Origin of the sequence: Candidimonas sp. SYP-B2681 (genome assembly GCF_003971065.1) — a bacterium.
GTDB lineage: Bacteria > Pseudomonadota > Gammaproteobacteria > Burkholderiales > Burkholderiaceae_B > Pollutimonas.
Genome location: NZ_RYDV01000001.1, coordinates 280,249 through 303,810, shown reverse-complemented (window position 1 = coordinate 303,810; position 23,562 = coordinate 280,249). Strand labels below are relative to the sequence as shown.

The 23,562-nt window shown below is 55.2% G+C and carries 18 protein-coding genes; 5 read left to right on the top strand and 13 right to left on the bottom strand.

Annotation, left to right across the window (positions count from 1 at the left end; all coding sequences use genetic code 11):
• Positions 1-88 precede the first annotated feature (88 nt).
• On the top strand, positions 89-793 hold the full coding sequence (gene aqpZ, locus EKL30_RS01520) for an aquaporin Z (RefSeq protein ID WP_126705425.1): 705 nt from the start codon (positions 89-91) through the stop codon (positions 791-793).
• A gap of 43 nt (positions 794-836) precedes the next feature.
• On the opposite strand, the gene EKL30_RS19405 is transcribed toward aqpZ, so the two are convergent.
• The 10 genes from EKL30_RS19405 to EKL30_RS01475 form a co-directional block, all read right to left on the bottom strand.
• Positions 837-932 (bottom strand): cytochrome c, encoded by a 96-nt coding sequence (locus EKL30_RS19405; protein WP_370246200.1) that lies wholly within the window; start codon positions 930-932, stop codon positions 837-839.
• Positions 933-1,104: 172 nt separating this feature from the next.
• A complete protein-coding gene (locus EKL30_RS01515) occupies positions 1,105-2,013 on the bottom strand; it encodes an endo alpha-1,4 polygalactosaminidase (protein ID WP_126705424.1) in 909 nt (302 codons plus the stop codon).
• 3 nt (positions 2,014-2,016) lie between these two features.
• Positions 2,017-3,393 carry an exopolysaccharide Pel transporter PelG gene (gene pelG / locus EKL30_RS01510; RefSeq protein WP_126705423.1) on the bottom strand — a complete coding sequence of 459 codons (1,377 nt, stop codon included), beginning with the start codon at positions 3,391-3,393 and terminating at the stop codon, positions 2,017-2,019.
• Entirely contained in the window at positions 3,381-4,943 is a 1,563-nt protein-coding gene (pelF, locus tag EKL30_RS01505; protein ID WP_126705422.1) for a GT4 family glycosyltransferase PelF, read from the bottom strand. The genes pelG and pelF overlap by 13 nt, the downstream gene beginning before the upstream one ends.
• Positions 4,940-5,944 (bottom strand): hypothetical protein, encoded by a 1,005-nt coding sequence (locus EKL30_RS01500; RefSeq protein ID WP_126705421.1) that lies wholly within the window; start codon positions 5,942-5,944, stop codon positions 4,940-4,942. The genes pelF and EKL30_RS01500 overlap by 4 nt, the downstream gene beginning before the upstream one ends.
• Positions 5,937-7,322, bottom strand: coding sequence for a PelD GGDEF domain-containing protein (locus EKL30_RS01495; RefSeq protein ID WP_126705420.1), 1,386 nt, complete (start codon positions 7,320-7,322; stop codon positions 5,937-5,939). The genes EKL30_RS01500 and EKL30_RS01495 overlap by 8 nt, the downstream gene beginning before the upstream one ends.
• Positions 7,322-7,861, bottom strand: coding sequence for a penicillin-binding protein activator LpoB (locus EKL30_RS01490; protein ID WP_126705419.1), 540 nt, complete (start codon positions 7,859-7,861; stop codon positions 7,322-7,324). Before EKL30_RS01490 ends, EKL30_RS01495 begins: the two co-directional genes overlap by 1 nt.
• A 64-nt stretch (positions 7,862-7,925) precedes the next feature.
• On the bottom strand, positions 7,926-12,959 hold the full coding sequence (locus EKL30_RS01485; protein ID WP_126705418.1) for a tetratricopeptide repeat protein: 5,034 nt from the start codon (positions 12,957-12,959) through the stop codon (positions 7,926-7,928).
• 906 nt (positions 12,960-13,865) lie between these two features.
• The gene (locus tag EKL30_RS01480; RefSeq protein ID WP_126705417.1) at positions 13,866-14,591 is read right to left on the bottom strand and encodes an MBL fold metallo-hydrolase; all 726 of its coding nucleotides are present in this window, start codon (positions 14,589-14,591) and stop codon (positions 13,866-13,868) included.
• 256 nt (positions 14,592-14,847) lie between these two features.
• Complete coding sequence (locus EKL30_RS01475) at positions 14,848-15,060, bottom strand: hypothetical protein (RefSeq protein ID WP_126705416.1); 213 nt, start codon at positions 15,058-15,060, stop codon at positions 14,848-14,850.
• Positions 15,061-15,238: 178 nt separating this feature from the next.
• Here EKL30_RS01475 and EKL30_RS01470 point away from each other — a divergent pair, with 178 nt between their 5' ends.
• From EKL30_RS01470 to EKL30_RS01460, 3 genes are all read left to right on the top strand, one after another.
• Positions 15,239-15,427, top strand: coding sequence for a hypothetical protein (locus tag EKL30_RS01470; protein ID WP_126705415.1), 189 nt, complete (start codon positions 15,239-15,241; stop codon positions 15,425-15,427).
• Positions 15,428-15,777: 350 nt separating this feature from the next.
• A complete protein-coding gene (locus tag EKL30_RS01465) occupies positions 15,778-16,953 on the top strand; it encodes a CHAD domain-containing protein (protein WP_158618371.1) in 1,176 nt (391 codons plus the stop codon).
• On the top strand, positions 16,950-17,702 hold the full coding sequence (locus EKL30_RS01460) for a ParA family protein (RefSeq protein ID WP_126705413.1): 753 nt from the start codon (positions 16,950-16,952) through the stop codon (positions 17,700-17,702). The genes EKL30_RS01465 and EKL30_RS01460 overlap by 4 nt, the downstream gene beginning before the upstream one ends.
• 26 nt (positions 17,703-17,728) lie before the next feature.
• Here the strand turns inward: EKL30_RS01460 and EKL30_RS01455 are convergent, their stop codons facing one another.
• Positions 17,729-18,958 (bottom strand): PQQ-dependent sugar dehydrogenase, encoded by a 1,230-nt coding sequence (locus EKL30_RS01455; RefSeq protein WP_305038212.1) that lies wholly within the window; start codon positions 18,956-18,958, stop codon positions 17,729-17,731.
• Between the two features lie 747 nt (positions 18,959-19,705).
• On the opposite strand from EKL30_RS01455, the gene EKL30_RS01450 reads away from it, so the two are divergent.
• Positions 19,706-21,163, top strand: a complete 1,458-nt coding sequence (locus EKL30_RS01450; RefSeq protein ID WP_126705412.1) for an MFS transporter — start codon at positions 19,706-19,708, stop codon at positions 21,161-21,163.
• Positions 21,164-21,419: 256 nt separating this feature from the next.
• Here the strand turns inward: EKL30_RS01450 and EKL30_RS01445 are convergent, their stop codons facing one another.
• Together EKL30_RS01445 and EKL30_RS01440 are read right to left on the bottom strand one after the other, a co-directional pair.
• Positions 21,420-22,043: a trimeric intracellular cation channel family protein gene (locus EKL30_RS01445; RefSeq protein WP_233582661.1), complete on the bottom strand. Its 624-nt coding sequence runs from the start codon at positions 22,041-22,043 to the stop codon at positions 21,420-21,422.
• Positions 22,040-23,308 carry a M20 family metallopeptidase gene (locus EKL30_RS01440; RefSeq protein WP_126705410.1) on the bottom strand — a complete coding sequence of 423 codons (1,269 nt, stop codon included), beginning with the start codon at positions 23,306-23,308 and terminating at the stop codon, positions 22,040-22,042. The genes EKL30_RS01445 and EKL30_RS01440 overlap by 4 nt, the downstream gene beginning before the upstream one ends.
• Positions 23,309-23,562 lie beyond the last annotated feature (254 nt).

Genomic DNA, 23,562 nt, shown 5'->3' with positions numbered 1-23,562 from the left:
AGTGTTTTTCCACCAGTAAGGGGCAAAAGCAGCATGTCACATAGCGCCAAGAACTACATTCAATAGAAATAATGAGAGGGGTGGTTTAATGACAAAACGCTTATTCGCAGAGCTCTTTGGCACATTCTGGCTCGTTTTAGGTGGCTGCGGCAGCGCCGTGCTGGCTGCTGCTTTCCCTGATCTGGGGATAGGATTCGCAGGGGTGGCGTTGGCATTTGGCTTGACTGTAGTAACCATGGCGTATGCGGTCGGACATATTTCCGGGGCACACTTTAATCCGGCGGTGACACTGGGGCTTTTTAGTGGCGGACGAATACCGGGAAAAGAGGTCATTCCCTACATTGTCGTGCAAGTAATCGGCGCAATTGCGGCGGCGGCGATACTGTATGTCATCGCGAGCGGCCAAGTCGGCTTTGATGCGACCGCCGGTTTTGCCTCCAATGGTTTCGGTGAACATTCACCGGGCAAATTCTCCTTTGAGGCCGCCGTCACATGCGAACTGGTGCTTACCGCTTTCTTCGTAATTATCATCATGGGGGCAACCGATAAGCGCGCGCCCGTCGCTCTTGCGCCGCTGGCTATTGGGCTCGCCCTCACGCTGATCCACCTCATCAGCATCCCTGTAACCAACACCTCCGTCAATCCTGCTCGCAGCACCGGCGTAGCCCTTTTCCAGGGCAGTTGGGCCATTGAGCAGCTCTGGGTGTTCTGGCTAGTGCCTCTGGTAGGCGGCGCAGTCGGTGGCGTTATCTATCGCGCCTTATTTTCAGAAAGCGGGCGTAGCAGTCAGTAAATAGTCGTGATGTGATCATTAACCAACGCCCGATGTGCGGAAACTACTTCGGCTTGGCAGCCGGATCTTGCGCGCTGTAATACGCAGCAATATCGAGGATGTCCTGTTCAGACAGCGTGGCAGCCTGTGGCGTCATCATTGCCGCCATACCACCCTGCCGAAGCCCGTCGCGGTAAGCCTGCAATGAACTTACCAGGTACTCACTAGACTGCCCTGCCAGACGGCCGAGGCAGTCGCGGGTGGGGAGTTTTGTCGTTTGTTGAGTATGCTTGATACGGGACTAGCAGCTAAAACCCGCACCCTGTAATGAATCAAGGGCTACACAATGCAGGCCATGCCGAAAAACCGACAGTTTGCAAACGTCCATCGGCAACATAGGGCACCAAGCCAAGTCCGCAGATACGCTGTACGGTTTCACGTGCGCACTGCGTGTTTGCCGGCGCGCAGTAGTCAATGGCGATGACAGGCAGGGAATACAGCTGCTTGACCCTGCGGGTCTGATCAACCAGCCAGTGTCGATCCGCCGCCGGGACATCGGTGTATTCGCCACGAGTTTCATTCCAGCCTTTGAACAAAGACTCAAAAGCCACCGCATCAACCAACTGATGAATCGCCGGCAGCAATTCAAATCCACGGTTCAGTATTAGTGCTGCATCGGGAAAGCGGCTGTGAATGGCCTTGATAACGTCAATGAGACCGTTCTGATTGCGCTCGCGCTCGGTGTCATCTTTCACCACTAGCTGGTAGGAGTCCAGCGTATCGAGAAAAAACCCCGTATACCCTCTTTGCCACAGCGGTGCGATAACGTGCTCAACGAAAAATTCGGGCCATCCGGGTGCCGTCTGATCGATGATGTCCGACTGCCAATCGGGGTTGCGTCCGACTATCCAAGATTTGGGCAAGGCATGATAGTAGGATCGAGACTGATGGACTTCGCCAACACTGACATAGGCAATCCAGCGCGTTATGCCATCTTTGGCCTGAAGCGGCTCGAACCCCGTATCCGGTTCCACGACGGCGAGCTCGAACCGGGAAAGATCGCTTATGGGTGGCTGATCACCATAGTAGAAGGCGATGCTTCCAGAATTGCCGGTAGCGTCGACTGGGGCTTCGGCCCAAGCCACCCCGAAGCACAGTGTGCCCAGCAGCCCGACGAGGACACGCCGACGAGGCGGCCAAGTGCGTGAGTCCGCCTGGCGTGGGTAAGTGACAGGACGCATGAATCAGGAGCTCTCTTGCAGCATATAGGTGTCGAATTCCAGTTTATCAAAGCAATAGTTCAACGTGTATACGGAAATCAAGGTGACAGCCAACAAACTGCCTGCGAAGCCATAACCGTAAGAGTTAGGACCAATTTCTAGCGTCAACCACGTAAACAACCCATTAAGCACCGCGAATAGCGTTGTCAGCTTCAGAACAATACGGCGCCGGTCTAAATAGAAGAAAATGTTGAGCACACCAAGGAAGAGAACTTGCAGACTCGCCGCAATCACGTCCACCTGCAGCAGTGGCATATATAGCGGCGAAATCCCGATGGCCCGTAGCAGCGATTCGCCGAACGCAAAAATCAATAACACCACGACTATCTGGATTTTCAGTATCTCGTACAGGGCCATGCGCGCACTGGCAACCATTTGATCCCGTAATAGACGTAGTTGCCCCAGCGTACCGCCGCTCCGAGTGGCGCCGTAATAGCCATTGGAATGCTCAACAAAATCGCTCTCGAGCCTTAGAAGGAAGACCGCCATTCCAGGAATGATGCAAAGGTAGGAAATGAAAACGGGAATATCGTAGATGACGGACGCACGCAGTGGACCAATAACGTCCTGGCCCGTCTCGGAAAACCAGAACATGATCTTATCCAGCCAGACCCCGAGGTTGAACAACAAGCCGACGAGCACCAGAGAGGGATAGGCGTAGCGTCTGTCGAAAACGTCCCACGAGATATAACTGGGAGAGCGAAACCGGAGATGTATCACAGTCGAAAGGTACATCAGAAGCGCAATATGGCCCAGAAGAAAGCCGGCGAGCAGGCCCTCTACCCCGAACCTGTCCATCATGAGTGCGGTAGCGACGATCACCGTATAACCGACCAGAAAGGCAGCCAGAATGCTGCGGTATTGCTTGACGCTGGCCAGGAATATCACGCCGAGCCATACTTGGCTGATTGTGACAAAGGCGGCGAGCATCAAGGCTCGATAGGCGAACGACTGACTCTCAAAGATCGTCAGCGCTAGCACCAGCCCAAGCAGCCCCGTAATCGCAGTCGTTACGAGACTCACGGCGTTATAAGCCGACAGGATGCGATCGTTCTCACGTGCGAACAAGCGATCCGATATAAAGCGCGAAAAAAGCAGCTGGAAGGCACCGCTGACGATGAGACTGGCTGCGATGAGGTAGGTCACCGAAACTTGAAACTGCACGATGTACGCGCTGCCACGTAGTGCCGTTGAACTGATGAAGCCGATAAGCAAAATGCCCAGTATCGACAGAACTAACGGGCCGGCGCTGATAACGCCAGCATAGACGTAGGCCGATAAGGTTGCAGTCAAGCTGTCGCGCTGGAGCAGCTTGCGCAACACAAATCCTATCCCCGCCACGAAGTTTCTCCTGCAGCGATATTTTCTTTGGCGTCCTTCATTAGGCCTTCATAGAGATCGCCATAGGCGGCTTCCATGAGAGTATGCGTGTAGTAGCGCTCTACGCGCGCAATCGCAGACTTCCGTGCAGCCTGCCACTTCAAAGGTTGCTCCAGAAGCTCGATGATCGCATCTGCGAAAAGGCCAGGGTTGGCGATTTCCACCACGGCACCGGCCGAGCCCAAGTTCTGATCCGCATCCCCTGCGCCCTCCACTAACTCGCGGCATGACCCAACGTCGGTAGTGACTACGGGGACCCCTGCAGCGAAAGCCTCGAGGACGACAAGAGGCAGCCCTTCACTGATTGAGCTTAACGCGACAAGACCGACCTCTGGCAAGAGCTCGTCGATGCGCCTGAAGCCGAGGAATTCAATATTATTCTCGAGTCCTAGACTCGCCACGAGATCAGTACACTCGCGCACATATTCGGGATCCTCATACTGCGGACCGATAATCCAGCCGCGCAGATTCGGGAGACGGCGAGTTGCAATGAAAATGGAGCGTATAAAGGTCTTGATGTCCTTGATCGGCACTACGCGCCCTATCAAAGCCACGACTTGCGGCGTTACCTCGGGGCGTTGGTCGCGCACCATTATGTACCGATTGACATCGATACCGTTGGGGATACGACGGGTTCTAGCAGCAGGAGCACCGTCGTGGATCTGGCGTTGGCGATTTCCTTCGTACAAGGCAACGATTTCATCTGCCGCGTCATAACAGACTCGCCCCATCGCCTCGAAAAAACGCACCCACAAGCTCTGGAAATAACCAGGCTTCGAGATGTCCTTTTCGAATACGCTGCGATTGTCCTGCAGCCATTGGCTCTGCAGAAGGTCAATTTTTCGTTCTTTGGTATAGATGCCATGCTCGGACACCAATAACGGCGTATCCGAGCGATAACGCAACAGCGCTCCAAGAAGCCCCGCGTACCCGGTCGAACAGGTGTGGTATAGCCGGGCGGGAATCAGGTTTTCGCAGATACGGACCAATCGCCATATTGGCATGTGCATAATTCGCACCGTCCAGAAGTAATCGGTGAACGATGGATCGGTACAATATTGTTCGTATCGGGCAGTCAGGAAATCCCAGGCACCCTCGCTATGGCGAAAATGCTTTTCACTCAGGTCGCCATGCTCCGTGAGCATAGGTGCCACTTCCCGCATGAGCTTACCGATAGCCTCTGAACCCTTCTCTCGGAAGACATCATGCAGGCAGCCAACTCGCTTGAAGGCCTTGGCGTTGGTGGACGCTTTGCGCACCGGAACGGTGGAGTCCGCATCCTGCAGGAAAAATTCTTCGAAATGCACTACGTTGTCTGGCAATTCGTAATGCGGTTTGGGATAGTCCTCACGCCGCCCACCGATGAATACAATGCCGAACTCATATTGGGGAAAGGCGCGTATCATCTGATTCACCCAGGCTGACACCCCTCCTGGCACATAGGGGAATGTTCCCTCCAGCAGCAAAAGAATATCCACACGTTGGGCGCGACGATTCAATAATGGGTTCATTTCCAGTAATTCATGGCAGGCTGGACGCCGGGCCTCGCAGGTCCCTCGTTCAGCGGACTTAGAAATTCAGCTATGCGCCGATAATCGCGACGCTCAAACGCGGCCTCAGCCATCCAGGGCAACAATCGTCCTTCGGGAAAGTGGCGCGCGCGCGCCTGTTCGAAAAAATGGCCTGCGGCGTGCGGTTCATCGCGTACCAATGCGCATCTACCGAGCAGGCACCACATATCCATATTGTCCTCGTCTATAGCGAGCGACTCACGCGCGTACCGTTCTGCAGTTTCGACGGTGTAGCGAAGAACCGGACCGTGAACCAGCTTCTGGTAGACGAGTTCCCAATGCAACTCGGCCAACCAACTCGTCAGTTCGGCTTGCTCCACAGCATTATTCTCCTGATTCAATCGCTCTTTAAACGTAAAGATTCGCTGCATCAAGCTTTTCTCAGCCGCTTCAGCGATTCCGTAAGCGAGCAGCCGTATCTCTTCCGAAGAATCGGATAGTCGCCGACGCAGGATTTCGCCCGTCAAGTGCAGGGGCAAGGATCGCATCGCCACCATCGCCGCCAAGCGCTCGTCCTCCGATACACCCGTATCGCTTAGTTGTGTCCGCAGTCGTGCAATGGTTCCGAACGTCCCTTCCGGTATTGGATGACTGGGATACCGTGGCGTCTGGAGGAACGCGGTTTCCCGAGGTTCGTCGCGTGCAGGAAACGTCATAACCAGTATCAGGTTCCCGAAAAGCAGAAGCTGCCCTACCACAGGCAAAAACATGAAGACGAGGAACGCATGAAGAAATATCCACGCGCTTGCGTGGCGGTCGCCGACGGCATACAGCCGCAGGAGCCATATTGCCGCGCTCAAGGCAGCGAAAATTTGCCAAGCGAAAAATTCCATGACGCGCTCTATTTCCGGCCCCCCATCTCCAACGAAGGCTAGTAGAGCAATCGTTTGAAACAGCACTGCAGCGCACGCCAGCAAGAAGGCAAAGAGACGGTTAGCCATGAGATCGGCACCGGCCAAGAAGGTTCTTCAGGCCGGCTCCAGGATTCACTGCGTCGACGTCAGCGCGATACAAGGTCACGCCGGCCTCGGTGAAGTCCATATCCAGCTGCGTCTTGACATTCGAGTTGACTCGGTCCAGATACCCATCGATGCCCCGGTCGTCGGTGAAGGGCATAAGCACAATAACGACGTGCGAGCGACCACTACTGAACCTCCACAGCAGATCCAGCGAACGCCGCTCCTGCATAAGCCGGTCATACAGCGAATCTCCCGAAAAACCGCTTGGACAGACAACTCCCAGCAGTGACGAACGGATCCCGCTGGCTTTGCGCATGCGGGCTAGACGTCCCAGTTCGACAGCGAAACCGTACGGGCACTGGGCGATTGCCTGCACGGGTGCCGCAACGGCGTGCTCCTCAAGACCGTCGGCATAATAGTTAAACAGTACCAACAGCAATTCTAGATTTCGGGTATTCAAGGCGAGAAAAGGCATTCTCCGCACAGCCAGGATGCCCATGAAATTCCCGCTCGTGCCGACAATGGGCACGCAGGCCAGATATGCGCTATCCCAAGACTCCGATTGGCGCAGATGGGTCAGCGCCCGCTGTTCGACGCAAGCCGCCACCAGGGCGTCGTCGACACTGAGTTCGAACGGCACGCCCACCGACGCAACCGCGGCCGACGAAAATCCTTTACTGGACATAGGAAAAACGGCGGCCTCGGTGATTTGACAAGCGGTAGCGACAAATTCGAGTACAGCCTGCGCATTCGGAAATGGCGTCCCCGAATGAGCGGGCGCAGGCAGACTACGCAAATGCTCAATCGCGTCACGCAACGTTGCCGGCCTGGCGAGGGCATCCTGCTCAAGCCGCTCATGCGAAGCACGAAGTAAATAGTGATTATTGGTTATCGAGACCAGGCTATCTCGCAGGTAGTTATTGGCACTTCGCAATCGTCGTATCCGATCTGCCCAGATATCGCAGAAATGGCCAATAACAATGACCTGCACCAGCCCGCCGACAAACAGCATGGTCGGAAAATCGTTCATGCCTGTTTCGGGGTAAAGGAGCAACCAACCAAGCCAAATGCAGAAGCCGGACAGCATTCCCAGCAGGGCCCCATAACGCATGGCGAAAACGTTGGCAGCCAGCCAAATCCAGGGGAAGCTGCCGTCTAGAAACAAAGGATCTGGCGGCTCAAGCAGAAAACCTGCCGCCATAACCACAACCATTCCGGCGACCACCTCTATGACAGCGCCGGGTCGAATCAAGGCCGGTGCAAGCGACCGGCCGAATTGTCTACGAATGCCAAACACCCCCGACAGGCCTGTACGGGCTCGCCGAAAAAGCATGGACGTCAGGATGCCAATCTCATGCATTATCGCAACGCCAACGGGGCTAACAACTCGCGCATCAAAGCATGTCCAACGCCTGTCACGCTGGAGCGACTCCAGCCGCTACGACTACCCGTCGCGCTCCACACCGTTGCACCACTGCCCAGATCAATCAGGTCGAAAGTAAGACCGACTACAGGCTCACCATCGACACCTACCTTGTACCGCCACTCCTGTACGGAACCTGTCAATGCGTAAGCGGCACCGGTCCCACGCGCCCATTCAAGTGCCTCGGACCTGGTCTGCGTTGGCGAATAGCCCATCACCGCGTCACCGACATGGTCGGCCGGATATCGCTGCACGCCTTCAAGTCCCTGTTGAAGCAAGATGCTCTGAGCAATACTTTGGGCACGCTCGCCCGCTCCGGGTGTCTCGGTTTGGTTGGCAATGGGCAACATCACTAACCTTTCATCCTTCGAAAGTGCAGGTGCATGGCCCACATCTGTCGTAGAGCAACTGCCCAACATTGCCAGAGACAAGACGCCTGCCCATATTACAAAACGGTTCTGCTTCATGATTGTCATTGCTTTGCTCCGACCTTTGATAAATTGATGCAAGTGCCGTGCCACATCAGCACGCCGCCACGGTTTAGAAGAACAATCGATAAGACAGCCCGATCTGCGTCACCCTCTGCGTGCCACCTTGCGGCGCAGCCTGGTGAAGAAACAAAAGGCGCAGGTTATCTCTTCCCAGTACCGATCCGCCAACCCCGATAGTGACGTAAGGCCCCCATCCCTGGTTGCTATCATGCACATAGCCAAGATCGAAGAAAGGTCGCCACGCACGTGAATAGCTGTCTTTTCCGGTTGAGCCAAAGCCCAGCACAAGCCCAAGCTGCGTGAAATTTTGCGGCATGATCTCAGCGGCAAAAGGCGCCCTGCCACCAGGCGTCAAAGGGCTAAACGAAGGGATCACGTTGTCGCTGGCAGAATAAATTCCACGTTGGGCAATCATGCGAACGTTCCAGCTTGGATGTGTCGCCCGAATCCGGTAACCCGCGCCGGCAGCAAGATCAAACCCATGCCCAAGGTAGGTTCGGTCTTGCGCATAGAAGCGATTTGCCTGTGCGGATGCCTGCGCAAACCAGCGTGATGGGGGACTCCATTGCGCGCCCAGGCTGACGTAATCTTTGACAGCACCTACCTGAGTTATCGCCGACAAGTTGGTGAACTGATTCAGGCCGAAAGCCACCGTCGTACTTATAGGACCTTGGCGATTGAAGTCGCCCCGCGCTTTAAGGGTATAGAAGGAGTCGAGCGCCTTGCGATGCCCCACAGTGACCGCAATATCGCGATTTACCGTGACGTCTCGTACGGTGAGATTAAATTCGCGATCATGGGCAGGTACCCACGGCAACTGATCTTTGTCTGTACTGCGCTGATTGCGCTGAATCGCCTCCACGCCGATGGCGACCCGACCCGTTAGTTGCATGCCGCCCACGGCGGCGCTCTCGACATAACTCAGTGGGTCAGATTCACTAGTCAGGATATCGGCACCGACGGCTGGACGATCTCGCATCAGGGTGAGTTTCGAGGTTTCGTATCGATCATCATTGTCGGGAGCGCCTTCCGCGGCGTGAAAAGCGATGGTTTGCGCCTCATCAGTTCTCCCGGTGCGAACCAGTGCGGCCACACGACTATCGGCAGTAAGTCGTCCTCCGTGGGAGTCCAGCACGCGCCCAAGTGTTTCCTGGTCATTGGTTTGCAACGCGAGTGCCACCTCCGCATCCGGAAGTCGGGATAACCGCTGGATATATTCTCGTGCCAGCCAGGCGTTTGCCAGATCGTTATGTTCGCCACTGATGGCCCAGCCCAATGCGATAGCTTTGGCCGTATCGCTGCTGGCGTTCGGCGGTATCTGATCGGGATCGGGCTCGATATTCCCTGAGGCGTTGACTGTTCGGGACATCATCACGTCACGCAGTGTGGGAAGTCCGGGCGCGTCTCCCAACAAGGTACTGGCAACAGCAATTTCTTCCGGTGAACGGCGCTCTTGCCGAAGAAGCTCGAGCAACAATCCGCGTGAATAGTCGCCGCTGGCGAAAGTTGGGCTCAGGCTGGCGCGCGCAGCCAGAGAGCGATTCTTTTTAACTGCTTTGTCGCGAAACTCGTCGCGCGTGGCTGGCGGCGCGTCAATCGCCTCACTTTCCAACAAGCGCCACGCTTCCAAACGTATCTCGCGGGACCGGTCGGTATAACCGGCGGCCTCTTCGGCATCGGCCAACGCCAGTAACCAGGAAGGATCCTGTCCCATTTGAGGGCGTTGCTGGCGCAAATACTGAACCGCCATGGCAGGATTATCCATACGCAGCCCGGCGGCAGCGAATACGCCCCAGTAAGCACTATTCAGCTTTGCAGCGTCCCGCCATTGATACATGGCGAGGCGGAGCTCCTCGTCGCTTCCGAACCCGATCAACCCCCATAAATACGCGATCCTGATGTCCTGCCCCGCGTCGCCAGACTGTACTGCCCGGCGTAGATCTGCCAAGCCGGCATCCGAGCGTCCGACCTTGAAGAGATACGTCGCCCTGGTTGCAAGTAGTACGCTGGATTTATCGAACGCCGAGCGCTGTTCAAGACTGAGACCGGATAATAAGGCCTCGATACGCCCCCAGGCGCGAGCTTCGGTGTAGTGACGCAGCGCTGCTTGCAAGGCGAACATCGACTTGTTCTGAACAAACTGCGCTTCGGCAAGCCGTCCGGCATCGATGGGGTGCGACTCGTACAAATACAGCATACCGTCCAGATCGGTGGGTGTAGCCTGCCCTGTTGCCAGCAGCTGTCGGTGAGCGTAAAGAGCGTCCTCGTCGTGGCGCACAAGGCCGGCAAGCTTGGCATAAAGACGCCAGTAAGGTGCTGCCTCGGGTTGAGCGCCCGCGTCCTGCCGCCGTTCACGCAGAACAATCATGGCCCCTGCTACGTCGCCTTTGCGATATAGCAAATCGGCCACATGCATTGCATATAGCGGGTTACGCACATCGGCCATTAGTAAACTGCGGTACGCCCCAAGCGCAGCGTCAAGGTTTCCGGTACGTTCAGCAAGTGCGGCAGAGCGTTCCAGGATGGGTATCCGCAATGCACCGGTGGCTCGGGATTGAAGGTAGGCCATGGCCGAGTTCGGCTCATTAAGACGTTCGTAGGCCGCCACGATCCCATCGACGAGCGATAAGTCGGCGGGGGCCAGGTCGGCAAAATATTCTAATGCACCCACGTAAGCCCGATCGTTACCTAATTGTGGCGCCATGGTGCGCACGGTGGACCATGCTTGAGCGTCACCCGAAGCCTGGGCAAACTCGAACCAGTACTGGAGCGCAGTTTCCGGATGGTTATTCCATTGGGCCACCTGCGCAAGACGCGGCATCCATGTCAAAGGATCCAGCCCTTGTTGCAGCGCACGCTGCGCCAAGGCCTCGGCTTCGTCAAGCTGATTGCTTTCCAGGAAAGCCTGGAAAGCAAGATCAAAGTCATTTTTTTTTTCTTGTCCCGCAATATTGTCGGCCGAGCCAGCTTGGGTAAAAGCAATGTAATGGGCAAGCGGATGACTTCGGGGCTGCTTGTACTCCGCGTACGCGGCAGGCTTTGCGGGATGTTCGGCATGCCAACGCTCAAGCCTTGAATTGTGGTGGCTCTGAGTAGAAAACTTGATCAAATCACGTGCGTAACGGGCCATCAAGTCGCCGCGGCCGGCTTGTCGAGCCAGATATACGAGATAACGGAGCGTTTCAGGATCCTCGGCCAACTCACCCGCGCGCTTTTCGGCTTCATTGCAGGCGTCTGCCGGACGCCCTTGCGCAACCATGACCTTCAACGCAGCGATAAAATACTGGCGCCGGCTGTCTTCAGTCGTGGCCATATCCTGGGCTGCGAAATACGCCATTGCCGCATCATCGTATGCTTGCCGGGCGAGCGCCGCATCGCCGAGCTTTGCCTGCCATTTGATGGCGTTGGCCCTGTCCGCGACCACCAGCTTTCGGTAGTAACGCGACATGAGTTCATGGGCGCCAGCAGCTTCAGCCTTGCCCGCAAATGAGGTTAACGCGGCAACATCCCAAGGATAAGAATCAGCCCGCTCCAGCGCAGCACGCAGCTCGCCAAGACGCACGGCACGACGTGGATCTTCAACCGGATAACTATAGGCCGACTGCTCAAGAGCAGTGATTTCCGAAGCCAGAATGCGCTGTCGCGTCTGGGCATCACCCTGATCTCGCAACTTTCCAATCATTCTCAACGCAGATTCCCAACGATGAAGCTTCATATATTCGGCCAGCAGGGAATCGAGACCGGCATCCAGATCCCCGGCGGGGGCGGTGCGAGAGGAGTCTTGGGACCAGGCTTCGAGATAGGCTTTATCGTCATCCAAATGCGGGGCAAGGCTTAGTACTTCAGCCCATGCTGCAGGATCGCCAGAGGCCCGCGCAAAGATGAGACCATATTTCAGAGCAACGTCTGGCTGATTGTTCCACCGCGCTACTTGCGCCAAGCGTTGCGCCCACACCCGTGGCTCCAGACCAGCATCCATCGCGCGTTGCGCCACCGCCTGCGCATCAGTGAGTTGATTACTCTCCAAGAAGGCCTGAAAGACGAGGTCGTATTCAGCAGTAATGGTCGACCCGACTGGCCCTTGCGCCGCGGTCAAATGGCGTTGCGCGTGCGGCCCTGCCCCTGCAATGCGGTGCGAGCTATATAAAGGGATTGGCATCGCCCGTGGCGGCTGGTATGTGGCAGCGGCGTGCACCGCCACCGCGAACTCCGGGTACAGAGGGCGCAGTTGGCTTAATGGGGAAAGCTCCATAAGCGCGCGCCCATACCTGGCCACGAGGTCGGAACGATTTCCCTCACGGGCCAATTCAAGCATGAACTTTACCGTGTCACGGTCTTGAGCCAAGGTGCCCAAGCGGCGGGCCCCTTCTTCACAGGCGCGGGTCACTTGGTTGGCCGACCGAAGCACTTTGAGCGCATTGATGAAACCATTGCGCTTGTCTTCCAGAGTGCGCGAGGCTTCAGATGCCGCAAAATAAGCGAAAGCGGCGTCGTCGTAGGCCTTTGTTGCAAGCGCCGCTTCACCGACCTTTTCTTGCCAATGAGCGCTGCGTGCGCTGTCGTACGCCGCTAGCTTTTTATAGAAGCTCAGCATGGCGCCATGAGCGCCGGCCCGAAGCGCCTTATCGGCCAGCGACTCCATGACGGGGGTGTCCCATTGAAAGTGAGCAGCGGCGTCGAGCGCAACAATAAAGCGAGCCAAGTTGACTCGGCGTTGAGGCTGATGGGGTGGGGTTTGGTAGGTAATTTGTTCGGTCGCGGCCACATCCAGCAATAACGCATGGCGATATGCCGACTCGTCACCTTTAATACGTTTCAATTTCTGTGCTGTGCCGAGCGCAGCTGTCCATCGTCCCATCTTCAAATACTGCGATCCCAGTGACCCTAAATACTCCGGCGAGTCCGGTTTAAGCCGCAACCAGGCTTCGAGATACGCAATGGACAATTCCGACGGTGGTGCAGACGAAAGCGTGCGAGCCTGCTTGTCGTCGTGCGGATAAACGACAACAAGCGCCAGCACGACGCTAAGTCCGATAGCAGCCGCCAAAGTGACCGGACACAATTGTTCACGACTTCTGATCAAACTCAAACCTGCTTGAATCGAAATGGAATGGCCTTGGCGGGCGAACTCACATCGCCGCAGATAACCGGCTTTATCTCATTCATCAGTAAAAATCTTCCCCTGGTGATATAGATACCTTTGTCGTCATAGACGAACCCTAATGGATCGCCGCGCGATTTGGGTCAGTCTGCACAGTGAGGTGACAAGCGCCTTATATTGACAGGCGATAACCGAATTGAAATAGTTTCACCCGCACCACGACACCGGCTCTATGAATGCTAAATACGCTCGTTGCAGCATAACCAGCCACCCGGGCTCGAAACAGGCGACATAGGGCCTAGGCCATTTACCCAAAGGTTCGATTCTTGCTGAGTCACCTTTCCCCCTTCGTTAGCCAGTCCGTGAACACCACTTTCATTTGCTACGGTAGCCATACTGCATCGGCGCTGCGCCCTATACAAATTGATCTAGTCCGCCCTTCACCCGCGTTCAGCCAATTTTCAGTTGCGTTTGATTTCCAACAAAAATCAAAACAAACATTCGTACTGGCCCGCGGGCCGCAGAGCGATTTTGCCTCTACCTCCCGGCATTTCTTTCGCACTGCTTAGAGTTAGCGCGCTAAGCAGTGGATATAAATCAATAAGGGCTAGGGGAAAGTATGAAATGCGAAAGAGCGAAGTTAAGGGCCCGATAAGCTACCATCGACATACCTGCTGTCAGTCGATGACTTTTTTCTGGTTTGAGTCTGTATTTGCCCTCGATATAGGGCATTCCATCAGCAATAAAGGCTGTTGCGGCCTTTTCGCAGTGGGCATCGACATACCAGGATACGGGGCCCAGAGTAGGCGTCACAATGACGGAAGGCCGGATGACGGGCACTTCCATCGCTGTCCTTCTTCGTTCTAAGAGATTCGTAGGTTGAGGCCACTACTTCATCAACCGTTCTCCAAGCGCACGCAGTAGATTCGCCCCGCTTCCTGCCCAGGCGCTCCCATGCATGCACGCGAGAGTGGTTGGGTTTTCACACGCAAGCTTCTCGATCAACGCCTTGGTATTGGTAGAGTGCGAAAAATAATCCAGCGGAATCCTGAAGGCTTCACTCGGTTCCAGGATATCGCTCTCAGTCAAAGCCGCAGCGCCGTTGCCCCCCTGTGTGAATAGATCTCCACAAAACATCGTTCCTGTTTCCATTTCCATGAGATAACCGGTTTCCCATCCGTGCGGCAGATGAGGCGTATCGAGCCATTTCACGGAATGCTTTCCCAATATGAGCGTTTCTCCGTCTCCCATCGCCCGCGCAGGCTTATCTGCCACGTCATTGACGGAAACCATCGCCGCCACTTTGCTACACAGGGGAACAGAATGCGGGGCGGCCACCAGCCATTCATTCAACGATCCGCATTCGTCCGCTTCGAAATGAGACAGAGCAATAAAGCGCAGGCGGTCGGCGGGAATCAGGTGCTGAACTGCATCGTGAATAAGCGGAAACAGCTTTCGCGGCCCCGTATGAAAGAGGAGCGGCTCGTCGTCAAGGACTAGGTACTGATTGAATGAGAATCCGCCGGGAACGATGGTAACGGGCGTACTAATACGATAAATGCTGTCCGCGATTTCGTGCACATTGGTGCCGGAAGCTGCATTAGTAATTTTCATTGCAAACTCCTTCGTCAAAAATTGACATCTGGCGTCAGCGGTTGAAAGTCATGCGCCAGGGCTCGCCAGACATCATCCTAAATGATCATAACCGGATTACTTGTGCTGTAAGGATAAGTCTTATTCCAAGTATCTTTAACACGGCGACCACCCTACTCACCGATCAGCACTTGAAAGCCGACCCGTATCGCTGGCGACGGCCACTGCTCCAAGAGGAGCTCATCACGCCTAATTACCAAAGTTTAATTGCCTCGCGTCACGAGCGACCTTGAAGTTTTCTGCCCTCGCGACGGCGTTTATTCTTGTTTTTCGAGGGCGGCTGCAGAGACTTTTCCAGGCGCTGAATTGCGGCATATGCCTGTTTACGCGCGGCCTCGCGTCTGGCGCGATATAACATGACAGCCCGCGCGATACCAAAGGCGGCTGCAAACGCGATCACAAGAATAATACCGCTCGTCAAACTACCCATAGCCCGCTTCTAAAAAATATTGAATAACACCGCATGTCCGTTCAGCGATGCCCCTAAAACAGGGTACCTACCTGCTCAGATGGTTATAGCATTGTAGCGTCGTGTAAAACCGCATTGCCTTGACGACGTATTTACGTCATGAAATACTGACGTCACATTTGAATGCGGAAACAAATCCATGGCGAAAGATAGAACAGTCAGTTCGAAGGCAGAAACCGACGACAAGAAGAACACGTCATTGCGACTCGATAGAAAAACGTTGAAGGCGCTGAAAATTCGCGCCATCGAAGAAGATACGAGCGTGCAGAAAATAATCGAGACCCTGATTCAGGCCTACATCCATAAACCCACGAAGAAGAACGCATGATCGAATCTGCGATGGACTGCTACCGCCTGTCAGTCACTGCAGTGGGTGAGTTGGTCACACGGCCTTTCGGCAAGCTCAACCCTGTACTCACTCAGGTAAACGAGGCAGCGCCGTTTACAGCGCTCGACTGCTTCGATCAATCGTTGCGCCGTTCAGGCGGCTTGCTTCTGGAAACCAAGACGTCGTTCGACCTGCTAAGCAATGATGGTCAGGCGATATCGCAGCCAGCGAAACACAAAGCGCAGTTCGTCAGCGATTTCCCGGCCGGTCCTGTTCAGCAGGCCTTGGCGGGGCTTTCGCCTTTTCGCCGGCTGTTGCCCCTAGGATCGGGACAGCTGCGGCAAGCCGTTGTGGCGTTCATCGATGGTGAAGAAAAGACCCATTGCCGGGCCTACTTGATGCAGCTTACCACTCAGAACGGCCGTGTTGCGGAGCTTGTGGCGCTGCAAGGGATCAAGGGATACGGCGAGTCGCTAAATATATTGCGCGAGCATGTTCAGGAACTGGGCGGTATCGCTCTAAACTGCAACGCCTTATACGACAAGCTGTTTCCGACGCTGTCTAAATATGAGCCGAAACCGACAATCCACATCGCCAGCGACGCGCCGGCTTTCGATGCCGCGAACAAAATAGTTTCAGCCTATATTCCCGTCGCGCGTGCGAACGAGCAAGGGATTATTGCGGATCTCGATGTGGAATTCCTTCATTCCTACCGTGTCCAGTTGCGCAAGATTCGTTCAGTCCTTAGCCTGTTCAAAGGGATCTATGACGATGCGCAAACGGCTAGCTTGAAAACCAGATTTTCAACTCTGATGGCGCCCTCCGGCGCCTTACGCGATCTTGATGTCTACCTCGTTGAGAAGCAGGCATATTATGACTTGATACCCATCAGCCTTCACAATGGACTAGACATCCTTTACAGCATGTTTGCCCGTCAAAGAAAGGCCGAGAAGATCAAGCTATCGCGATACCTACGCAGCGAGGATTACAAGCGAGAAATCGTTGAGCTGACGGAAGTTTTCACCAGGCCAGAGAACTTGAAACGGGGGCCAAACGCCGACGTTCTGGCGCACGATCACGCCTGCGAATTGATTTGGAAGCGCTATCGCAAGGTGTGCAGGGTTGCATCGGGAATTGGCCCGCACACAAATGATGCCGAGATCCATGCGTTACGTATTCACTGTAAGAAGCTGCGCTATCTCATGCAATTTTTTTCTCCGGTGTTCCCGAGGATGGCTTTCAAGACGCTGCTTAAACCCTTGAAGGGATTGCAGGACAATCTGGGCCTGTTCAATGACTACTCGGTCCAACAGGAAAGCCTGCAGGTGGCCCTGCTGAATCTTTCTGGGAAAAAGGGTGATTCCGCTCTTGAAATTGCGCAGAGCGTCGGTGCATTGGTGGCGGTGCTACACAGCCGTCAACTAAAAGAGCGGGCAAATGTCGTGAAGAACTTCGCAAAATTTAATAGTCTCAAAACACAACAGATGTTTAGCGAGCTGTTTCAACAAAGGAAGGACGAATCATGAAAATCATCGCCTGCTATTCCAACAAGGGCGGCGTCGGTAAAACGGCCACTTCCGTCAATGTGGCCTACGCGATGGCTGCAGCCGGAAAGCGGACACTATTGTGCGATCTGGACCCTCAAGGCGCTTCGGGATTCTATTTCCGTGTAAAGCCTTCAAAGAAGCTCGTCCACGAAGCTTTTTTCAAAGACGTCGAGAAACTTACCGAAGCAATCCGAGGCAGCGATTATGACAATCTCGATGTTTTGCCCGCCAATATGAGCTTTCGCGACTTCGACGTTTTCCTGTCGCGGATGCGTGATAGCCGATCGCGACTAAAAAAAGCGTTGAAGGCAGTCAAGAATGATTACGACATCATCGTTTTAGACTGCCCACCGAGCATTTCGACCCTTTCCGAGAACGTCTTTCGGTCCGCCGATGCTGTTTTGGTACCCGTCATCCCCACCACGCTTTCGCAACGCACTTTTGAGCAGCTAGTCGCGTTCTTCAAAGCGAACAAGCTGCCGTTAGAGAAGTTGCATGGCTTTTTCTCCATGGTGCAAGGCATTAAAAAACTACATGGTGAAACCATCAGCGACATGAACGCGGTATTCAAGCGTCGCCTTATGCGCACTCAGATTCCATTTGCCTCCGACGTCGAACGCATGGGCATCCAAAGAGAACCGGTAATGGCGACTGCGCCCAATAGCGCTGCCAGTAAGGCGTACCGCGCACTTAGCGAGGAATTAGTAAAAAGGGTTTCGAGATCGTGATCCAGATCGACGAGCCCAGGCGGACCTTACTTCGAAGCACTGTCGTTCCCTTCCAAGCCTATTTTCAATAACCGGCCGTTGGATTCGTCAGTCAGCACGTAGACATAGCCGTCGGGACCGACGCGTACGTCTCGAATGCGCTCGTTCAGCGGCTTGAGTAAGCGCTCTTCGTGCTTCACCGTTTCCCCATCGAGCTCGAGCCGTATCAAGACGTGGTCCTTGAGGGAGCCGATAAAAAGTGAATGCTGCCAGGCTGGGAAGCGCTTGGCGTTGTAAAACGCCATGCCTGATATGGCGGGCGACGCCTTCCAGTAATGGATGGGTGGCTCAGTGCCGTCAACGTAGGCGCCCTTTGCCTCAGGAATGGCAAAGCCGCTGTAATTGATGCCATGGGTCGCCAGTGGCCATCCATAGTTCTTACCGGCCCGAGGAATGTTAACTTCATCGCCGCCGCGCGGTCCGTGCTCGTGCGTCCAAAGTTCGCCTGACCAGGGGTTCAACGCCGCCCCCTGTTGATTGCGATGGCCGTATGACCAGATTTCGGGCCTGGCCCTAGCATTGCCGACAAACGGATTGTCGTCGGGCACACGACCGTCAGGGTGTACGCGAACCAGCTTGCCCTGCAACTTATCCAGGTCTTGTGCGGTGGGCCGCTGGTTATTTTCGCCTAGCGCGATGAACAGATAGCCTTGCTTGTCAAAGACCAGACGCGAGCCAAAATGCTCGCCAGTCGACAGTTTGGGCATTTGTCGGAAGATAACGGTAAAGTTTTCCAGTTTGCGCGCATCCGCGGACAGCACCCCGTATCCCACGGTGGTGCCGGCTTTGCCGTCGTCACCTTGCTCCGCATACGACAGGTAGACACGGCGGTTTTGCGTAAACTCGGGCGCCAAGGCGACATCGAGTAGTCCGCCCTGCGACTGAGCATAAACCTTAGGCACACCGCCGATAGGTTCCGACAGCTGGCCGTCGGTTTTCCATAAACGTAGTTGGCCTGACCTTTCGGTGATCAGTGCACCCGATTTATCCGGCAGGAACGCGATGGACCAAGGATGATCCAAGCCAGAAAGTAACTCGGTAACGACGATGGGGCCTTTCTCGCTGGGGAACTTCTGTGTTGGCGGCGATTGCGCCTGCGCCTGTGGAGCAAGAAGAGGGAGTGCGGCAGCAACAATAAATGCGCGTAATCTTCGGCGCCCCGCCGGCTTGCCGGCATGGGGGGAAGTGGCTTTGCAGAGGACGTAAGGTAGCATCATCAATGCTCCCGCAATACGAAAGGTTGAAAAGGCCCCGCTGGCTTGCTGCTTGAACCATATCACGTTCTTAGGGCAGATAATGGCTGTCAAAGATGAATGACCGGTGTCAGAAATCCATATCGGATCGGACACTTCAGCATAGTGATGGCTCAGGACTTTGGAGGCCACAATGATTAAGACGCTGCAATTGGGCGCTATCCTCTGTACTGCCGTGACGATAGTCCCGCCCGGCCGGGCTGCTCTTTGAAAGACTTGCCACTACTACCCCCCAAGTTGACTGACGCCGCCTGAAAATCGTTAAAAGCGCGTGTTAAAAGCCCGTTCTTCTAATTAGCGCCTTTTGTACGTACGGGCCGAAGCGTCAGTAGTGAATCGTCACCGATCAAAGCTAATTCGGGAGGACCCCGAAATGCACAACCCCCCAGATCGTCCCGATGCGCCGGATGGCGAGGACGTTTAGATACACTCTATCAGAGGGTTTACCCTAAACTGAGCTCTTCATTCATGACTGATTGATGTAGGTCAAAATGATGGACTTATGGAAGAGGGAGAAAAATTCGAGGTTTACAGGCCTTTTAATCCTTGGCCAAAAATCACCCCTGAGGTCAGCGGCTAAAAAAACATGCAGTAAAGGCGTGTAAGGGTGATGTAATCTAATAAAAGTTATTATCGTTGGCAGTATCCGGCCAGCGACTTCGAACTTGATTTCGGTCCGTGGAGTGCAGTTAACCTACAAAGGTTCTACTCATGACTACTACGACAACCAATGCGACATACCAGGGCAATGACCGCCTGCTGTTTGGCATCATCATGGGTGTGATCGCCTTCTGGCTATTTGCCCAGACAACACTGAACATCGCCCCGGACATGAGCCGCGATCTCGGCATTTCGGCCAACACGATGAATATCGCGGTGGCGATTACCGCACTGTTTTCCGGCATCTTCATCATCGTCATGGGTGGCCTGGCCGACCGCGTCGGCCGGATGAAGATCTTGCGCATCGGCTTCTATCTCAACATCATCGGTTCGTTGCTGGTCGGTTTGACGCCGCCGGGTGAATTAGCGACGCCGGTCCTGCTGGTCGGGCGTGCTTTACAAGGTCTATCGGCCGCGTGCATCATGCCGGCCAGCCTTGCGATCGTGAAAGCCTACTGGGAAGGGGCTGAACGACAACGTGCCATCAGCATGTGGTCCATCGGCTCATGGGGCGGCTCGGGTCTGTGCTCGCTCTTCGGTGGCCTGATGTCCGAGAACTTCGGCTGGCGTTCAATCTTCTTCGTGTCGATCGCGGTCTGCGTGCTGGGCCTGTGGATGATGCGCGGTACACCCGAGAGTAAGGCCGAGACCAAGGGCACCTACAAATTCGATCTGCCCGGCGTGCTGACCTTTATGATTGCGATGGTGGCACTGCAGGTAGTGGTCACCCAGGGCAACGAGCTGGGCTGGGGCAGCCCGCTTTCGCTCGGACTGATCGCGGTAACAATAATCGTCGGCGCCATATTCCTAAAGATTGAAGCAAAGTCGGCCAATGCCTTTTTCGACTTCAGCCTGTTTAAGAACTCAACTTACACGGGCGCGACAATCTCCAACTTCTTACTCAACGCGGTCGCGGGCACACTGATTGTATCGCTTCAGCTGGTGCAGCTCGGGGGCAACATGACCGCCCAGACGGCCGGCATACTGACGTTAGGTTACGCGATCGCGATCATCCTCTTCATTCGTGTAGGCGAAAAATTGCTGCGATCTTTCGGTGCGCGCAAGCCGATGATCTGGGGCTGCCTAATTACCGGTTTGGCGATCGTTTTACTCTCACCCGCCAATCTTCTGCTGGACGACTACAAGATTATGGCCGTCATCGGCTATACGCTATTCGGCGTCGGATTAGCCTTTTACGCCACCCCCTCGACCGACGCAGCACTGGCCAACCTGCCTGCCGCGCAGGCGGGCGCGGGTTCGGGTATCTACAAGATGGCCTCGTCGCTCGGTGCAGCCTTTGGGGTAGCGATCTCGGCCGCGATCTTTACTGCGCTGAGCGCCAACAATGAAAGCATATTGTGGCTGGAAGGCGTCATTACCTTCGCCGGGCGGCAGGATAACCTGGCCGTACGTGAGGCCGCCATAATCGCCCTTGGATTCAATGTGCTCATGATCGTGGTGGCGATCCTTTCGATCATGCTCACCGTGCCGAAAGGCAAGAAGACCTAAAAACTTGCAGACCTGACTGTCGGCGCGCCGGCGTTACGTCAGGCGCAGCGCATCGGCGACCGTCGTGTGAGGCAATCCTACTTTCCTTTTAATCTGAGTCGCCTTGATGGCAATTTTACGTCATGAAATAATGACGTCACTAGGGGAAGATTAAAAACGCGGTTTATCACCGATTTTCCGAATGGCACCGATCAAACAGGCTTTGGTCACTTCATTTTCCATAATGGCGGGATAGGAATTGGCGTCAGCCTGGTTCCTAATCGTTTTCACGAGCAAACCGGGGAAGATTCCAGTGAAAGAGCAAGGCCAAGTAGCGAATGGCAAAACACAAGACTATCGCCACCCAAGGCACCCAGCGCAAGGACCAGCCGAGTGTTTCACCGCCAGTCTGAAACGCAGCCGCGACTAGCGCCGCCGAGGCGTAAACCTCTTTCTGCAAAATGACTGGCGTACGGTTTAACAGCACGTCGCGCAATGCTCCGCCACCCACAGCTGACACCATCCCAAGAATAATGGCCGCCTCTATGCTGTGCCCTTGCGAAAGGGTTTTATGGGCGCCAAAAACGGCAAAGAATCCCAGTCCGAGCGCATCAAAAAGCAGCACGGGCTGCGATAGTTTTGGCACCCACTGATTGCCGCCTAAGACTACGCCTGCCGCCAACACCGATACCACAAGATACCGCCAGTCGGACAAACCAGCTGGCGGTAGCGCGCCTATGCACACGTCCCTGATAATTCCGCCCCCGCAGGCAGTCATATAGGCCACCGTGATAATGCCGAATAAATCCAGCTTTTTCTGATGCGCGGCCAGGGCCCCGCTGGTGGCGAAAGCGAACGTGCCTATCAAATCGAGTGACGTAAACAAAGCAGATCCATTCACGCCTGTTGCTCCGTCGCACATAGCCAGGCAGATGCGGCCGTCAGCATGGCTTGCAGTCCGGTTTTCAATGTGGGGTCGAGTACCGGGGCGAACTTGGGCGAATGATTGCTGGGAATGGCGTTAAGCTGATTTTTTTCCTTGGCTTTGATGTAGGTTTGTGCGTCAGTGCCTCCGACAAACCAGAAAACATAGGGCACTTTCCAGGTACGCCCGAAAACGCTGAAATCTTCGCTGGCGCCTGCAGGTTTGGTTTCATGCGCTCGCCCACCGAACTGAACCTCGAATGCGCGAGCAACCTTTTCAGTTGACTCTACATCGTTGCGGGTCAAGGGATAGCTGCTAAGCGTGGTGAATTCGGGCTCCCGCGGGGCGTTGGAAGCAGCGCATTCCGCGCAGCAGATACGTTTTACGGCCGAAAGCATGGTATTGCGTACGTTTTCGTCATAGGTACGTATATTGAGCTTGAGCGTGGCTTCGTCTGGGATAATGTTTTCCTTGGTCCCAGCCTGCAGTGATCCGATGGTCAATACCGCACTATCTATGGGTGCGATTTCGCGTGAAACTATCGTTTGCAGCCGCATCGTGGTCGATGCCGCCATAATGACCGGATCAATGGACGTTTGTGGCTGAGATCCATGCGAACCGCGGCCAAAAAGCCTGACCTTCAAACTGTCGCCCGCGGACAAAATGACGCCACTGCGATAGCTTACGGTGCCGGCTTCCCCGACCATGACGTGCTGGCCGAGAATAATGTCCGGCTTGGGAAAGCGCTCAAGCATTCCGCCGTCGATCATGCTTTGGGCTCCGCGCCCGACTTCTTCGCCGGGCTGGAAAACAGCTAATACGGTGCCCTTCCATAAATCGGTATTTCGGGCCAGAAGCCGGGCCGCCCCCATCAGCCAGGTGACGTGTAGATCATGGCCGCAGGAATGGGCCACGCCCACCTCGTTGCCTTCTTCGTCCCGCGCTTTAGTGGTACTGGCATAGGGCAAGCCTGTGGCTTCGGCAATAGGAAGCGCGTCCATATCGGCGCGCAGCATGACAGTGGGCCCCTCACCGTTCTTCAAGACGCCGACAACGCCGGTAGGGCCTATCTGACGTGAGACTTCGAAGCCCTCGGCAGCCAGGTAGTCTGCCGCGATACCTGCTGTGCGTACCTCGACCATGGAAAGCTCGGGGTTGCGGTGCAGGTCTTTATAGATAGTTTCCAGTTCGGGCAGCAGTTTAGGGGCGTCAATGTCCAAAGCCGACGTCAATACATTCATGAGATGCTCCTTGCAGGGGAACGGGTCAAATGGCCCGCCGTCAGGGTAATGCTCACTAAATTGCATCATACGCCCAGCCGATAGTGCTGGAAACACCGTGAGCTAACCTTGAATTCGATATCGACGATACAGGCGGCAAGCAGCGAGTGAGCCGCGGCACAACGCCTCGCGGTCGCCTACTGGTTGGTCGAGATGGTGAATAACGGAAGCGGACGCGTTATACGCTACAGAGGTCGCGCGCTTCCGTTCCCGTA

Excerpts from the sequence above, each read along its gene's own strand:
- EKL30_RS01500 (WP_126705421.1), bottom strand. The coding sequence starts at position 5,944 with ATGGCTAACCGTCTCTTTGCCTTCTTGCTGGCGTGCGCTGCAGTGCTG.
- EKL30_RS01450 (WP_126705412.1), top strand. The coding sequence starts at position 19,706 with ATGACTACTACGACAACCAATGCGACATACCAGGGCAATGACCGCCTG.
- EKL30_RS01495 (WP_126705420.1), bottom strand. The coding sequence starts at position 7,322 with ATGCATGAGATTGGCATCCTGACGTCCATGCTTTTTCGGCGAGCCCGT.
- EKL30_RS01470 (WP_126705415.1), top strand. The coding sequence starts at position 15,239 with ATGGCGAAAGATAGAACAGTCAGTTCGAAGGCAGAAACCGACGACAAG.
- EKL30_RS01480 (WP_126705417.1), bottom strand. The coding sequence starts at position 14,591 with ATGAAAATTACTAATGCAGCTTCCGGCACCAATGTGCACGAAATCGCG.
- EKL30_RS01455 (WP_305038212.1), bottom strand. The coding sequence starts at position 18,958 with ATGATGCTACCTTACGTCCTCTGCAAAGCCACTTCCCCCCATGCCGGC.
- EKL30_RS01490 (WP_126705419.1), bottom strand. The coding sequence starts at position 7,861 with ATGACAATCATGAAGCAGAACCGTTTTGTAATATGGGCAGGCGTCTTG.
- EKL30_RS01515 (WP_126705424.1), bottom strand. The coding sequence starts at position 2,013 with ATGCGTCCTGTCACTTACCCACGCCAGGCGGACTCACGCACTTGGCCG.
- EKL30_RS01440 (WP_126705410.1), bottom strand. The coding sequence starts at position 23,308 with ATGAATGTATTGACGTCGGCTTTGGACATTGACGCCCCTAAACTGCTG.
- EKL30_RS01475 (WP_126705416.1), bottom strand. The coding sequence starts at position 15,060 with ATGGGTAGTTTGACGAGCGGTATTATTCTTGTGATCGCGTTTGCAGCC.
- EKL30_RS01460 (WP_126705413.1), top strand. The coding sequence starts at position 16,950 with ATGAAAATCATCGCCTGCTATTCCAACAAGGGCGGCGTCGGTAAAACG.
- pelF (WP_126705422.1), bottom strand. The coding sequence starts at position 4,943 with ATGAACCCATTATTGAATCGTCGCGCCCAACGTGTGGATATTCTTTTG.
- EKL30_RS19405 (WP_370246200.1), bottom strand. The coding sequence starts at position 932 with ATGATGACGCCACAGGCTGCCACGCTGTCTGAACAGGACATCCTCGAT.
- aqpZ (WP_126705425.1), top strand. The coding sequence starts at position 89 with ATGACAAAACGCTTATTCGCAGAGCTCTTTGGCACATTCTGGCTCGTT.